A 12,856-nucleotide genomic window follows, 5' to 3' on the forward strand; every position below is an offset into this window, starting at 1 on the left:
CTTGCCGGCTTTTTCCATGCGCGGTCACTCGCTGCCGGAGACGGACGGCTCGTCGTAAAAATCCTCTGCCGGCTCGGCCTTGGCCTGTTCCGGCTCGGCGGCCGGCTTGGCCTTGCCGTGCTTGGGCTTGGCGGCCTGATTCCCGGATTTTTCGGAAACTTCGTGCTTGGCGGGTTCGGCTTTTTCCGTGACCGGCGGCTTGGCTTCCGGCTGGTTTTCGCTGACGGCGGGTGCGGCATGTTCGGCGGCCGGGGCTGCGGCTTTGCCGCCGGCACGGACCGGACCGGGCGCGGAGGTCTGTTCGCCCGAGACGGCCGGGACATCGGCCACGTCTGGCTCGTCCATCGGTCCGGGCTCGACGGCCGGCGCGGCCGCCTCATGCGTGACCGGGGCGGCCTCAGGCGCGACCGCCTCTTGACTGACGGCGGGTTCGGCAGGGGCCGCGGCCTCTTGCGTTGCGGGAACCTCTGCCGGCGCTTCCGCAACCGGGGTTTCGGCAGACGGGGCTTCGCCTTCGGGCGCGGTCGGCTCGGCCTCACCCGCCTCGGCGGCCTTTTCTTCGCCGCCGCCCTGCTCGCCGCCCTTCTTTTTCTCGTTCGCAGCCCCGGCCTCCGGCGCTGCGGGATCGACGCAATCGGCATGATCGGTCAGCATCGCGACCAGACTGTCGATATGTTCGGGCGGAAGCTGGATCTTCTCGCCATAGAACTGGCCGGTCTCATTGGCCTGGCCGTCTATATATTTCGCAGTATAGACCGGCGTGCCCGCGAGGTCGGGAATATTTTCCGGATGCGGCACGTAGACGACGTCGGCGCCGATGGCGCGACCGCGCATGTCGGCGCGCTGCTCCGGTCCGCGCTCGTCGAGCACCACGACCTGCACGAGGTCGGGCTTGTCGGTGGTGTAGACCGCCTCCGCCACGCGCAGCGCGGTCGCGACCCTCACCAGCCCGTCAGCCGGCGCGGTCTTGATGAATTTCCGGACCCAGTAGCGGTCTTTCTTCTTGATTTTGAAGGTCTTGACCGTGGTGCAGGAGAGCGAGGCGACGGTCTTTCCCTCGTCGCCGCCACCGAGAAAATGATCTTTCGTCATGTAAAGCGCGAACGCGCCCGTAGCCCCACCGAGCAGCAGGGCGCCGCCGATGATGAAAACGGTCTTCCGGGGCAACCGGAGTTTACGCAATTTGGCCGTCAAGCGACAGCTCCGTCATGACTTGCAGGGACTAGAATACCGGCACAGACGTTAGAGGAACGACGTTTCGGAATACTTAAAACGCCGGTTAAACTTCGAACCTTTGCGCGTCTCTCTCCTTGAACGGCAGGGCTTTCCCAGATTTTGCGAATGATTTGCAATAGCGTTTGACAGCCTTCAATTCGTCCTTATATTCAGAATGCAACTCATTTGCATCTGCAACGAGGATGATCGCCCCGCATGTGCCGTATACTGTCTCTCGCAACCGCCCTTTTCGCCCTTGCAGCGCTCGCTGTGCCACAGGCGGCGCTCGCCAAGCCGAAAGTGGTGACGACCTTCACCATCATCGCCGACATGGCCCGCAACGTCGCCGGCGATGCCGCCGACGTCGACAGCATTACCAAGCCGGGCGCGGAAATTCACAATTACCAGCCGACGCCGCGCGACATCCTGAAAGCCCGAAAGGCCGATCTGGTGCTGTGGAACGGGCTGAATCTCGAACGCTGGTTCGAAAAATTCCTCACCAATCTCGCCGGCGTGCCAAGCGTCACCGTCAGCGAGGGCGTCACGCCCCTGTCCATCGGCGGCGGCCCTTACGAAGGCAAGCCCAATCCCCATGCCTGGATGTCGCCCGACAATGCGCTGATCTATGTGGAAAACATCCGCAAGGGCCTGACGCAGGTCGACCCGGCCAATGCCGAGGTTTACGCCGCCAACGCCAAGGCCTACTCGGAAAAAATCAAGGCCGAGATCGCGCCGATGCGCGCCGAATTGGCAAAATTGCCGGAAAACGAGCGCTGGCTGGCGACCAGCGAAGGCGCCTTTTCCTATCTGGCGCGCGATTTCGGCCTGAAGGAACTTTTCCTCTGGCCCGTAAACGCAGACCAGCAGGGGACGCCTCAGCAGGTGCGCCACGTCATCGACGAGGTTCGCGCCAACCATATCAAGGCCGTCTTCAGCGAAAGCACCATTTCCGACAAGCCGGCCCGACAGGTGGCGCAGGAAACGGGCGCGTCCTATGGCGGCGTCCTCTATGTCGATTCGCTCAGCGACGCCGACGGGCCGGTGCCGACCTATCTCGACCTGCTGCGGGTGACTGTCGAGACCATCGTGAAGGGTCTCACACAATGAGGATGAGCAAGAAATCCGGCCAGCCGGGCCTCGAAGTCGAAAACATCACCGTCACCTATCGCAACGGCCACACCGCACTGCGCAACGCCAGCTTTTCCGTGCCGCGCGGCACCATCACCGCGCTGGTCGGCGTCAATGGCAGCGGCAAGTCGACATTGTTCAAGTCGATCATGGGTTTCGTGCCGCTCGCCAGCGGCACGGTGCGCATCCTCGGCGAGCCGGTGAAGACGGCGCTGAAGAAGAACCTCGTCGCCTATGTGCCGCAGGCGGAAGAGGTCGACTGGAACTTCCCGGTGCTGGTCGAGGATGTGGTGATGATGGGCCGCTACGGCCATATGGGTTTCCTGCGCATCCCCTCGCGCCGCGACCGGCAGATGGTCGATGAGGCGCTGGAGCGGGTCAACATGGCCGCTTTCCGCAAGCGCCAGATCGGCGAACTCTCGGGCGGCCAGCGCAAGCGTGTCTTCCTCGCCCGCGCACTCGCGCAGGAAGGCCAGATCATCCTGCTGGACGAACCCTTCACCGGCGTTGACGTCACCACCGAGGAGCAGATCATCACGCTCCTGAAGGCGCTGCGCGCCGAGGGCCGGGTGATGCTGGTCTCGACCCACAATCTCGGCAGCGTTCCGGAATTCTGCGACCGCAGCGTCTTCGTCAAGGGCACGGTGCTGGCCTCCGGTCTGACCTCGGAGGTGTTCAACGAGGAAAACCTGGAGCGCACCTTCGGCGGCGTGCTGCGCCATTTCATCCTCGGCGGCGCCGACCTGCATGACGATGCCGACCCGCGTCATCTCAAGGTGATCAGCGACGACGAGCGGCCCTTCGTCATCTATGGCAATGGTGAGAAAAAGGCGGCTGGCGATGACCACCCTGCTTGAACCCTTCACCTATGACTACATGCTCAACGCCATCTGGGTCAGCGCGCTGGTCGGCGGCGTCTGCGGTTTTCTCTCCTCCTATCTGATGCTGAAAGGCTGGTCGCTGATCGGCGATGCGCTTTCCCATGCCATCGTGCCGGGGGTGGCCGGCGCCTATATGCTCGGCCTGCCCTTTTCCATCGGCGCCTTTCTCTCCGGGATTCTGGCGGCCGGCGGAATGCTGTTCCTCAATCGCCGCACCCGGCTGAAGGAGGATGCGATCATCGGCCTGATCTTCACCTCCTTTTTCGGCCTCGGCCTGTTCATGGTGTCGCTGTCGCCGACCTCGGTGAACATCCAGACTATCGTGCTCGGCAATATTCTGGCGATTTCGCCGGCCGATACGCTGCAGCTGGTGATCATCGGCGGCGTCAGTCTCGCCATCCTCGCCGTCAAATGGAAGGATCTGATGGTGACCTTCTTCGATGAGAGCCATGCGCGCACCATCGGCCTCAACCCCGCCTTCATCAAGGGTCTGTTCTTCACCCTGCTCAGCGCTTCCACGGTCGCGGCCCTGCAGACGGTCGGAGCCTTCCTTGTCGTCGCCATGGTCGTCACCCCCGGCGCGACCGCCTATCTGCTCACCGACCGCTTCGAGCGGGTGATCGGCCTCAGCTTCACCATCGGGGCGCTGACCAGCGGCGTCGGGGCCTATCTCAGCTATTTCCTCGACGGCGCCACCGGCGGCGTCATCGTCGTGTTGCAGACGCTGCTGTTCCTCGCCGCCTTCGTCTTCGCCCCCAAGCACGGGCTCATCGCCAGCCGTCGCCGCGCCCGGCTTGCCACGGAGGACGCAGCATGAACGAGTATCTCGAACTGGCGATCCTGCCTTTCCAGCTTCCCTTCATGCAATATGCTTTCGTCATCTCGGTGATGGTCGCCATTCCCATGGCGCTGCTCTCCTGCCTGCTGGTGCTGAAAGGCTGGTCGCTGATGGGCGATGCGGTCTCCCATGCCGTACTGCCCGGCATCGTCATCGCCTATATCGCCGGCCTGCCGCTGGCGGTCGGGGCGTTCACCGCCGGCATGATCTGCGCGCTGGCGACCGGTTACCTCAAGGAAAACAGCCGCATCAAGGAAGATACGGTGCTCGGAATCGTCTTTTCCGGCATGTTCGGCCTCGGGCTGGTGCTCTATGTAAAGGTGCAGGCCGATGTGCATCTCGACCATATCCTGTTCGGCGACGTGCTCGGCATCGCGCCCTCCGACCTGATCGAGACCGGCATCATCGCCCTCATCGCCACCGCCTTCCTGGTGCTGCTGCGCAAGGACCTGCTGTTGCATGCCTTCGATGCCCAGCACGCCCGCGCCATCGGCCTGCCGGTGCGGCTTTTGCATTACGGCTTGCTGACGGTGCTGTCTCTGACGGTGGTCGGCGCGCTGAAGGCGGTCGGCATCATCCTGTCGGTGTCGCTGCTGGTCGCCCCCGGCGCCATCGCCTTCCTGCTGACCCGCACCTTTCGCGCCATGGCGATCACGGCGGTGGCGATTGCGGTCGGGTCTTCGCTGGCCGGCATCTATGTCAGCTTCTTCCTCGACAGTGCGCCGGCGCCCACCATCGTGCTGATGATGGGCGCCCTGTTCATTCTCGCCTTCATACGCGTGACGCTCGCCGCCCGGCGAACGGCGCGGGCAGCGGGATAACAGTCACTCAGCCGTGCGCGATCATCACATGGCGCACGGCGGTGTAATCCTCCAGCGCATAGATCGACATGTCCTTGCCGTAGCCGGATTGCTTGACGCCGCCATGGGGCATTTCGTTGCAGAGCATGAAATGCGTGTTGATCCAGGTGCAACCATATTGCAGCCGCGCCGCCGTCTTCATCGCCTTTGAAATATCCTTGGTCCAGACGGAAGACGCGAGGCCGTAATCGCTGTCGTTGGCCCAGGTCACCGCCTGTTCCGGCTCGGTGAAGCGGGTGACGGAGACGACCGGGCCGAACACCTCGCGACGGACGATCTCGTCCTCCTGCGTTGCCCCGGCAATCACCGTCGGCTGGAAGAAGAACCCCTTGTCGCCGAGCACGGCGCCGCCGGTGGTCACCTCGATATGCTTGTGCTCGCGTGCCCGGGTGACGAAGCTTTCGACCCGGTCGCGCTGGCGGCGCGAGATCAGCGGGCCGATCTCGTTTTCGGTGTCGTCGGCGCGGTTGAGGCGGATGGTCGAGACGGCGGCGGAGAGATCGGCGACCAGCCGGTCGTAGATCTTCGCATCGGCATAGACGCGGCAGGCGGCGGTGCAATCCTGCCCGGCATTGTAGTAACCGAAGGCGCGGATACCGTCGACCACGGCCGCGATATCGGCGTCGTCATAGACGACGACCGGCGCCTTGCCGCCGAGTTCCAGATGGGTACGCTTCACCGTCTTGGCGGCGGCGGCCAGCACCTTCTTGCCGGTGGCGACGTCACCGGTGATCGACACCATGTTGATCTTCGGATGGTTGATCAGCGCATTGCCGACCGTCTCGCCGCGCCCGAGCACGACATTGACCACGCCTTCCGGCAGGATGTCAGCGAGAATCTTCGCCAGCTTCAGCGCCGTCAGCGGCGTCTGCTCGGAAGGCTTGAAGACGACGGTATTGCCGCCGGCAATCGCCGGCGCCAGCTTCCAGGCCATCATCATCAACGGATAGTTCCACGGCGCGATGGAGCCGACGATGCCGACCGCATCGCGGCGCACCATCGAGGTGTGGCCCGGCAGGTATTCGCCGGCCACCGGCCCCGGCAGCGCCCGGATCGCGCCGGCGAAAAACCGCCAGCAATCGATAACGGCTGGCAGCTCGTCGTTGAGCACGGCATTGATCGGCTTGCCGCAATTCAGCGCTTCCAGCGTCGCGAAGCCTGCGGCCTCGCGCTCGATGGCATCGGCGATCTGCAAGAGATAGGCCGAGCGCTGGCCGGGCGTCGTCTGCGACCAGTCGATAAAGGCCTTTTCGGCTGCCTCGACGGCGGCGTCGATCTGGCCGAGCGAGGCTTCCGGCAGGTCGAGCACCGTCTCGCCGGTCTTGGGGTTCAGGATGGTTTCGTCGGCCTCCGTGCCCGCTTCGAAGCGGGCGCCGATCAGCATCTGCGTGTCCATAACGTTCTCCCTTTATTTCAATAGTTTATTTGCCGCCGCCGGCGATCTGGTCGCCGTCGCGGGTGAGGTAATAGGCGGCCAGGATCGGCAGGAAGGTGACCAGCACCACGACCATGGCGACGACATTGGTGACCGGCCGCTGGCGCGGGCGGATCAGTTCTTCCAGCATCCAGATCGGCAGCGTCGATTGCTGGCCGCCGGTAAACGTGGTGACGATGACTTCATCGAACGAGAGCGCGAAGGCGAGCATGCCGCCGGCCAAGAGTGCGGTGCCGATATTCGGCAGGACTACATGCCGGAACGTCTGGAACCCATCGGCGCCGAGATCCATAGAGGCCTCGATCAACGAGCCGGAGGTGCGCCGGAAGCGCGCCACCGCATTGTTGTAGACCACGACGACGCAGAAGGTGGCGTGGCCGAGCACGATGGTCCAGACCGAGAAGGGAATGTCGAGCAGGCTGAAGGCCGAGCGCAGCGCGATGCCGGTGATAATGCCGGGCAGCGCGATCGGCAGCACGACCAGCAGCGAGATCGCCTCGCGGCCGAAGAAGCGCGTCTGGGAAACGGCAGCCGCACAGAGCGTGCCGAGCGCCAGCGCAATGACCGTGGCGATGCTCGCCACCTTCACCGACAGGCCAAGTGCCGCCCACACATCCGGCCGGTTCCAGGCAATCGCAAACCATTGCGTGGTGAAGCCCGGTGGCGGCCATTGGTAACTCTTCTCCTCCGTCGTGAAGGCATAGACGAAGATCAAGAGGATCGGCAGGTGCAGGAACAGAAGTCCCAGCCCGGCGGCGAGTTTCAGCGAAAAGGATGCGGAGCGATCAGAGCGCATCGAAGGCTCCCTGTCGTTTTGCCAGCCACAGATAGAGGCCCATGATGACGATCGGCACCACCGAGAAGGCGGCGGCGAGCGGAATATTGCCGGCCGTGCCCTGTTGGGTATAGACCGCCTGGCCGATGAACAGCCGCGACGAACCGATGATCTGCGGGATGATGTAATCCCCGAGCGTCAGCGAGAAGGTGAAGATCGAGCCGGCGACGATGCCGGGCAGCGCGAGCGGCAGGATGACCGTTCGGAACGCCTGCGCCGGCGTCGCCCCCAGATCGGAGGAGGCTTCGATGAGATTGCCCGGCACCCGCTCCAGCGCCGCCTGCGTCGGCAGGATCATGTAGGGCAGCCAGATATAGACGAAGACGATGAAGGTGCCGAGATAGCTGACCGACAGCGAATTGCCGCCGACGACCGGCAAAGCGAGGATGCCGTCAAGCAGCCATGTCAGATGCAGTTTCTCGAAGGCCCAGTTCAAAATGCCTTCCTTGGCGAGGATCAGCTTCCAGGCATAGATTTTGACGAGATAGCTGGACCACAGCGGCAGCATGATGCCGAGATAGAACAGCGCCTTCCATTTGCCCTGCGCATAGCGCGCCGCATAGTAGGCGATGGGAAAGGCGACCGCCGCCGAGGCGACGGTCACCGCCGCCGCCATGGTGACGGTGCGCAGGATGATGTCGAAATTCGAGGGGCGCAGCAGTTCGGCATAGGTGGCGAGGGTGAATTCGTAATTCACCATCCCCGAAAATTCGTCGATCGAGAAAAAGCTCTGCAGCAACAGCGCCAGCAGCGAGCCGATATAGATGACGCCGAGCCAGAGCAGCGGCGGCGTCAGCATCAGGAACAAGAGCAGCTTGGGCTTGCGCCAGAAGCTGTCGGAGAGCGCCCCGGCAAAGCCGCCGCGACCGGGCAGGATCGAGGGAGAGGCCGCGACGCTCATGATGCGTCATCCATGTAGTGGATGTCGGATCCGACCCAGCCGAGGCCGATATTCGACCCGATGGCCGGTACCGGCTGATCGGCGGGCAGCATGACATGCAGCCGCGTGCCTTGCGCCTCGACCAGCAGCCGGTTGACGGCGCCGAGGAAGCTGGATTGCTGCACGGTCGCCGCAACGCCTTCGCCGGCCGGGCGCACCCGGATCGCTTCGGGCCGCAGGCTCGCCCAGCGCTTTTCGCCACCGAGACGCGTCATCACGTCGGGCGCGATGACATTCGAGGAGCCGACGAAATCGGCGACGAAACGCTGTTTCGGCCGCTTGTAGATATCCTCCGGCGTGCCTTCCTGAACGATATTGCCGTTGTTGAAGACGGCGACGCGGTCGGCCATCGACAGGGCCTCGCCCTGGTCGTGGGTGACGAAGACGAAGGTGATGCCGAGCGCCCGCTGCAGGCTTTTCAGCTCCTCCTGCATCTGTTCGCGCAATTTCAGGTCGAGCGCGCCGAGCGGCTCGTCGAGCAGCAGCACTTTCGGCTTGTTGACGAGGGCGCGGGCGAGCGCCACGCGCTGGCGCTGGCCGCCGGAAAGCTGGCCGGGACGGCGCGCGCCATAGCCCGGCAGCTTGACCAGTTCCAGCGCCTCTTCTGCCTGCCGCAGCCGGGTCGCCTTGTCGACACCCTTGACCATCAGCCCGTAGGCGACGTTGTCGAGGATGCTCAGATGCGGAAACAGGGCGTAATCCTGGAACACGGTGTTGACGTTGCGGCGATAGGGCGGCACGCCCTCCACCGCATCGCCGAAGATGCGCACCGAGCCGCCGGTCGGCTGCTCGAAGCCGGCGATCAGGCGCAGGCAGGTCGTCTTGCCGGAGCCGGACGGCCCGAGCATGGCGAAGAACTCGCCGGGCGCAATGGCGAGATTGACGCCATCCACCGCGCGGACCTGGCCGAAATGGCGCGAGACGTTTTGAAATTCCACGGCGGCTGTCATCGGGACTCCGTCAGGCTCTTCTGGACATGCAGGGTCGGGCGGAAGCGCTGGCGTTTCCGCAGTCGAGACCTGCTTTTCGGGGACCGGCCCTGAGGGCCGGGCTTATCTTGGGTGGGGGATGCCCCTCATCCGGCTGCCGCTTGCCTATCTACCCGTTCTGACGGGGAGAAGGGATATGCCGCGCCGGTTTCATCAAGCAAAACCCCTCGGCGGGCAAGTCCCCTCTCCCCGCGAGCGGGGAGAGGGTTAGGGTGAGGGGCAAGCCAGAATTCAGCCTCGATCAACGCCCGCCGATCACGCCGATGTAATCCGACACCCAGCGATGATAGGGCACGCATTCGCTCTGGGTTTCGCACTTGGCGCGCGGCGTGCGCCAGAACTTGATCTTGTCGAAGTTCTCGAAGCCGTTGGTGGCGCAACCCTGATCGGTCAGGAGTTCGTTGCCCTTGCAGGCGGCAGGCACCGAGGGGACGGCGCCGAACCAGGCGGCGGCATCGCCCTGGACCTTCGATGACAGCGAATGCTCCATCCACATATAGGCGCAGTTCGGATGTTCGCTATCGGCGTGCAGCATGGTGGTGTCCGACCAGCCGGTGACGCCTTCCTCGGGGAAGGTCGAGGCGATCTTCTGCTTTTCGGATTGCAGCAGGTTCACCTGGAACGGCCAGGAGCCGGAGGCAACGACGCCTTCGTTCTTGAAGTCGTCGATCTGGATCATCGCGTCGTGCCAGTAGCGGCCGACCAGCTTGCGCTGCTCGCGCAGCAGCTCCAGCGCTGCCTTGTACTGGTCTTCGTTGAGCTCGTAGGGATCCTTGATGCCGAGTTCCGACTTGTGGGCCATCAGGTAAAGGGCGGCGTCGGCGATGTAGATCGGGCCGTCATAGGCCTGCACGCGGCCCTTGTTCGACTTGCCGTCGGGCAGCGTCTGCTCCTCGAACACCACCTTCCAGCTGGTCGGCGCCTTGTCCTTGAAGGTGTCGGTATTGTACATCAGCACGTTCGGGCCCCAGAGATAGGGGGTGCCGTAATGCACGCCGTCGACGGTGTGCCAGGGGGCGTTCTGCAAGCGCTCGTCGATGGTCTTCCAGCTCGGGATGAGCGCCGTGTTGATCGGCTGCACGCGCTTGCCGGCGACCAGGCGCAGGGAGGCGTCGCCCGAGGCGGTGACGAGGTCGAAGCCGCCCTCGTTCATCAGCGCCACCATTTCATCCGAGGTGGCGGCGGTCTTGACCGAGACCTTGCAACCGGTTTCCTTCTCGAAGCTGGTGACCCAGTCGTAATTCTTGTCGGTTTCGCCGCGCTCGATATAGCCGGCCCAGGCGACGATGCTGACGGCGCCCTCGCCCTTGCCCAGTTCCTTCAGGGGCTCGGCGGCCAGCACCTGCGTTGCAAAGCTGAGGCTCGCGACGAGCGCGGTACAGGATCGCATCAGTGTCGTCATCGGAAGTCTCCCTGTTGGCCGCCTTTTGCGGCGATTGTTCCCAGGAAGAGACTGGCCCGATTTCAACCTATTCGCAAATTCATTTATCAGAAAACCGATATCGGAATTTCCGATATCGCGGGGGAAAAAGGCTCAGCGCGGCCGGGCCGAGCGCATCGCCTCGGCAATGCCGATGAAATCACGGGCCGATTGCGGCAGGCTGGAGCCCTTGCGCCAGACCATGCCGACCTGCACCACCGGTAGCGAGGCGGAAACATCGCGGCTTTCGATGCGGTCGCCTTCCAGCGACCAGGGGCGATAGACGAGATCGGGCAGCAGCGCGATGCCGGCGCCGGTGGCGACCAGGCTGCGCACCGCCTCGACCGAACGGGTGCGGAAGGCGACCTGCGGCCGGGCGCCCAGCGCCGTCAGAAGCTTGCCGGTGTTTTCCTCGATTTCGTCGACGGTCAGCATGATCAGCGGCTCACGCGCCACATCGGCGACGGTGACGATATCGGCCGCGACAAGCGGATGCCCGATCGGCAGCCACAGCCGATAGGGCGAGGTTTCCAGGATCTCCGCCTGCAACGCCATGCGGTCGCGCAGGTTGGAGATCACCATGACGGCGACATCCAGCTCGCCGCCGATCAGCAGATGTTCGAGATAGCCGCCATTGTCCTCGATGGCGGTGACATCCACCTCGGGACAGGCGCGGCGATAGCGCGCCAAGAGATCCGACAGCACATAGCCGGCGACCAGCGAGGTGACGCCGATATTCAGCTTGCCGCCGGCAACGGCGCGCTCGCCGGTAAAGCTGTTGCGCGCATCCGAGACAGTGGCGAGAATGCGCGTCGCATGGCGCAGGAACTGGTGGCCGTTATGGGTGATCGACAGCCCGCGCGGATGGCGCTCGAACAGCGACACGCCGAGATCGCTTTCCAGCTCCTTCAGCGCCTCGGTGATCGAGGATTGCGAGATCGACAGATTATGCGCCGCCCGCGTCACCGAGCCCTGCTCGGCAACCGCCACGAAATATTGAAGCTGGCGCAGGGTGAAAGCCATGGGCGCGTTAGAACACGCAAGCGTCTCTCAGACAAGCGGCCGGCGTCATTCCGTCGCCGCGCCGGCAAACTGATCGAAGGCGCGCAGCGCATCCGCCGCATACATCAGCGCCGGGCCGCCGCCCATGTAGACGCACATGCCGAGAACCTCTGCCACCTCCTCCCGCGTCGCGCCCATCCGGTGCAGCGCCTTGGCATGAAAGCCAATGCAGCCATCGCAATGCTGCGTGACGCCGATGGCCAGCGCGATCATCTCCTTGGTCCTGGCATCGACCGCGCCATCGGCGCCCGCCGATTTCGACAGGCCGGAAAAGGCCTGCATCGTCTGCGGCACGAGTTGGCGCATCTCGGCGGTATAGGCGGAGATATCGCGGGTGATGGCGGCGTAATCCTTGGTCATGTCGCTTTCCTTCACAATTCATATTTTTATGATATTATCTTCTTATGAATTGTAAAGGAGCAGCCATGAGCTTTCCCACCGACATGACCGGGATGGCGGACAAGGCGGATACGGTCTCGGCCTTCCTCAAGGGGCTCGCCAACGGCCACCGCCTGATGATCCTCTGCCACCTGTCGCAGGGCGAATGCAGCGTCGGCGCGTTGATCGAGGCGACCGGCCTTGCCCAGACCTCGATGTCGCAGCATCTCGCCAAGCTCAAAAGCGAGGGGCTGGTCAACTGCCGCCGCGACCACCGCACCCTCCATTATTTCATCGACCATCCGGCGGTGCTGGAAATCATGACCGTGCTCTACCGCCATTTCTGCGGAAAGGATCAAGACTGATGCCCGATGTGAAAACCATGACGCCCATGGCTGCCGCCAATGCCGTCCGGGCGGGCTCCGCCCTGCTGATCGACGTGCGCGAGCCCGACGAATTCCGCGCCGAGCGTATCCCGCTGGCGGTCTCCGCGCCGTTGTCCTGCCTGCCCGGCCTGCTGGCGGAGATGACGCTGGGCGACGAACGGCCGATCATCTTCCAATGCCAGAAGGGCGGCCGTTCGGCGAGGGCCTGCGCCCTTGCAATAGAGCGGATCGGCGGCAGGCCGATCTACAATCTCGCCGGCGGTATCGAGGACTGGAAGGCCGCAGGCCTGCCGGTCGCCGGCGCTCCATCGAATGCCCCGGCCGGCATCCCGTTCTTCCGGCGGATGCAGATCGTCGTCGGCACGCTGGTGTTTCTCTCGGTCCTCGTCGGCTATGCCGGTTATGGCGCCGGCTTTGCCGTCGCCGGCTTCTTCGGCGCCATGCTCGCCCTTGCCAGCGCCGCCGGCTGATGCGGCCCGGCAATGCCGG

14 protein-coding genes are annotated in these 12,856 nt (G+C 64.0%); 6 read left to right on the forward strand and 8 right to left on the reverse strand.

The genetic code is table 11. The features are described 5' to 3' along the window. Nucleotides 1-24: 24 nt before the first annotated feature. Nucleotides 25-1,194, reverse strand: coding sequence for a hypothetical protein (locus tag P7F60_RS20905; protein ID WP_277919628.1), 1,170 nt, complete (start codon nucleotides 1,192-1,194; stop codon nucleotides 25-27). 237 nt (nucleotides 1,195-1,431) lie between these two features. Here P7F60_RS20905 and P7F60_RS20910 point away from each other — a divergent pair, with 237 nt between their 5' ends. Genes P7F60_RS20910 through P7F60_RS20925 form a run of 4 tightly spaced genes read left to right on the forward strand, consistent with a single transcriptional unit; the run spans nucleotide 1,432 to nucleotide 4,883 of the window. Further along, nucleotides 1,432-2,322 (forward strand): metal ABC transporter substrate-binding protein, encoded by an 891-nt coding sequence (locus P7F60_RS20910; protein WP_277919629.1) that lies wholly within the window; start codon nucleotides 1,432-1,434, stop codon nucleotides 2,320-2,322. A 2-nt stretch (nucleotides 2,323-2,324) separates the two neighbouring features. Continuing rightward, on the forward strand, nucleotides 2,325-3,200 hold the full coding sequence (locus P7F60_RS20915) for a manganese/iron ABC transporter ATP-binding protein (RefSeq protein WP_277919630.1): 876 nt from the start codon (nucleotides 2,325-2,327) through the stop codon (nucleotides 3,198-3,200). Next, on the forward strand, nucleotides 3,184-4,041 hold the full coding sequence (locus P7F60_RS20920; RefSeq protein WP_277919631.1) for a metal ABC transporter permease: 858 nt from the start codon (nucleotides 3,184-3,186) through the stop codon (nucleotides 4,039-4,041). Before P7F60_RS20915 ends, P7F60_RS20920 begins: the two co-directional genes overlap by 17 nt. Continuing rightward, nucleotides 4,038-4,883 carry a metal ABC transporter permease gene (locus P7F60_RS20925; RefSeq protein ID WP_277919632.1) on the forward strand — a complete coding sequence of 282 codons (846 nt, stop codon included), beginning with the start codon at nucleotides 4,038-4,040 and terminating at the stop codon, nucleotides 4,881-4,883. The genes P7F60_RS20920 and P7F60_RS20925 overlap by 4 nt, the downstream gene beginning before the upstream one ends. A 7-nt stretch (nucleotides 4,884-4,890) precedes the next feature. Here the strand turns inward: P7F60_RS20925 and P7F60_RS20930 are convergent, their stop codons facing one another. From P7F60_RS20930 to P7F60_RS20960, 7 genes are all read right to left on the reverse strand, one after another. Then, nucleotides 4,891-6,318 carry a gamma-aminobutyraldehyde dehydrogenase gene (locus P7F60_RS20930; protein WP_277919633.1) on the reverse strand — a complete coding sequence of 476 codons (1,428 nt, stop codon included), beginning with the start codon at nucleotides 6,316-6,318 and terminating at the stop codon, nucleotides 4,891-4,893. 25 nt (nucleotides 6,319-6,343) lie between these two features. Continuing rightward, nucleotides 6,344-7,153 carry an ABC transporter permease gene (locus P7F60_RS20935; protein ID WP_277919634.1) on the reverse strand — a complete coding sequence of 270 codons (810 nt, stop codon included), beginning with the start codon at nucleotides 7,151-7,153 and terminating at the stop codon, nucleotides 6,344-6,346. Continuing rightward, on the reverse strand, nucleotides 7,143-8,093 hold the full coding sequence (locus P7F60_RS20940) for an ABC transporter permease (protein ID WP_277919635.1): 951 nt from the start codon (nucleotides 8,091-8,093) through the stop codon (nucleotides 7,143-7,145). Before P7F60_RS20940 ends, P7F60_RS20935 begins: the two co-directional genes overlap by 11 nt. Further along, nucleotides 8,090-9,082 carry an ABC transporter ATP-binding protein gene (locus P7F60_RS20945; protein WP_277919636.1) on the reverse strand — a complete coding sequence of 331 codons (993 nt, stop codon included), beginning with the start codon at nucleotides 9,080-9,082 and terminating at the stop codon, nucleotides 8,090-8,092. Before P7F60_RS20945 ends, P7F60_RS20940 begins: the two co-directional genes overlap by 4 nt. A gap of 280 nt (nucleotides 9,083-9,362) precedes the next feature. After that, a complete protein-coding gene (locus P7F60_RS20950; protein WP_277919637.1) occupies nucleotides 9,363-10,523 on the reverse strand; it encodes an ABC transporter substrate-binding protein in 1,161 nt (386 codons plus the stop codon). A 132-nt stretch (nucleotides 10,524-10,655) separates the two neighbouring features. Continuing rightward, nucleotides 10,656-11,564 (reverse strand): LysR family transcriptional regulator, encoded by a 909-nt coding sequence (locus P7F60_RS20955; protein ID WP_277919638.1) that lies wholly within the window; start codon nucleotides 11,562-11,564, stop codon nucleotides 10,656-10,658. Nucleotides 11,565-11,609: 45 nt separating this feature from the next. After that, complete coding sequence (locus P7F60_RS20960; protein WP_277919639.1) at nucleotides 11,610-11,963, reverse strand: carboxymuconolactone decarboxylase family protein; 354 nt, start codon at nucleotides 11,961-11,963, stop codon at nucleotides 11,610-11,612. Nucleotides 11,964-12,028: 65 nt separating this feature from the next. Here P7F60_RS20960 and P7F60_RS20965 point away from each other — a divergent pair, with 65 nt between their 5' ends. Further along, nucleotides 12,029-12,346, forward strand: coding sequence for a metalloregulator ArsR/SmtB family transcription factor (locus P7F60_RS20965; RefSeq protein WP_277919640.1), 318 nt, complete (start codon nucleotides 12,029-12,031; stop codon nucleotides 12,344-12,346). Next, on the forward strand, nucleotides 12,346-12,837 hold the full coding sequence (locus P7F60_RS20970; protein ID WP_277919641.1) for a rhodanese-like domain-containing protein: 492 nt from the start codon (nucleotides 12,346-12,348) through the stop codon (nucleotides 12,835-12,837). The genes P7F60_RS20965 and P7F60_RS20970 overlap by 1 nt, the downstream gene beginning before the upstream one ends. Nucleotides 12,838-12,856: the final 19 nt, after the last annotated feature.

It is taken from the genome of Rhizobium sp. YJ-22 (genome assembly GCF_029601685.1).
GTDB lineage: Bacteria > Pseudomonadota > Alphaproteobacteria > Rhizobiales > Rhizobiaceae > Metarhizobium.

Coding starts and splice junctions, on each gene's coding strand:
- P7F60_RS20910 (WP_277919629.1), top strand. CDS start 1,432: ATGTGCCGTATACTGTCTCTCGCAACCGCCCTTTTCGCCCTTGCAGCG.
- P7F60_RS20915 (WP_277919630.1), top strand. CDS start 2,325: ATGAGCAAGAAATCCGGCCAGCCGGGCCTCGAAGTCGAAAACATCACC.
- P7F60_RS20920 (WP_277919631.1), top strand. CDS start 3,184: ATGACCACCCTGCTTGAACCCTTCACCTATGACTACATGCTCAACGCC.
- P7F60_RS20925 (WP_277919632.1), top strand. CDS start 4,038: ATGAACGAGTATCTCGAACTGGCGATCCTGCCTTTCCAGCTTCCCTTC.
- P7F60_RS20930 (WP_277919633.1), bottom strand. CDS start 6,318: ATGGACACGCAGATGCTGATCGGCGCCCGCTTCGAAGCGGGCACGGAG.
- P7F60_RS20935 (WP_277919634.1), bottom strand. CDS start 7,153: ATGCGCTCTGATCGCTCCGCATCCTTTTCGCTGAAACTCGCCGCCGGG.
- P7F60_RS20940 (WP_277919635.1), bottom strand. CDS start 8,093: ATGAGCGTCGCGGCCTCTCCCTCGATCCTGCCCGGTCGCGGCGGCTTT.
- P7F60_RS20945 (WP_277919636.1), bottom strand. CDS start 9,082: ATGACAGCCGCCGTGGAATTTCAAAACGTCTCGCGCCATTTCGGCCAG.
- P7F60_RS20950 (WP_277919637.1), bottom strand. CDS start 10,523: ATGACGACACTGATGCGATCCTGTACCGCGCTCGTCGCGAGCCTCAGC.
- P7F60_RS20955 (WP_277919638.1), bottom strand. CDS start 11,564: ATGGCTTTCACCCTGCGCCAGCTTCAATATTTCGTGGCGGTTGCCGAG.
- P7F60_RS20960 (WP_277919639.1), bottom strand. CDS start 11,963: ATGACCAAGGATTACGCCGCCATCACCCGCGATATCTCCGCCTATACC.
- P7F60_RS20965 (WP_277919640.1), top strand. CDS start 12,029: ATGAGCTTTCCCACCGACATGACCGGGATGGCGGACAAGGCGGATACG.
- P7F60_RS20970 (WP_277919641.1), top strand. CDS start 12,346: ATGCCCGATGTGAAAACCATGACGCCCATGGCTGCCGCCAATGCCGTC.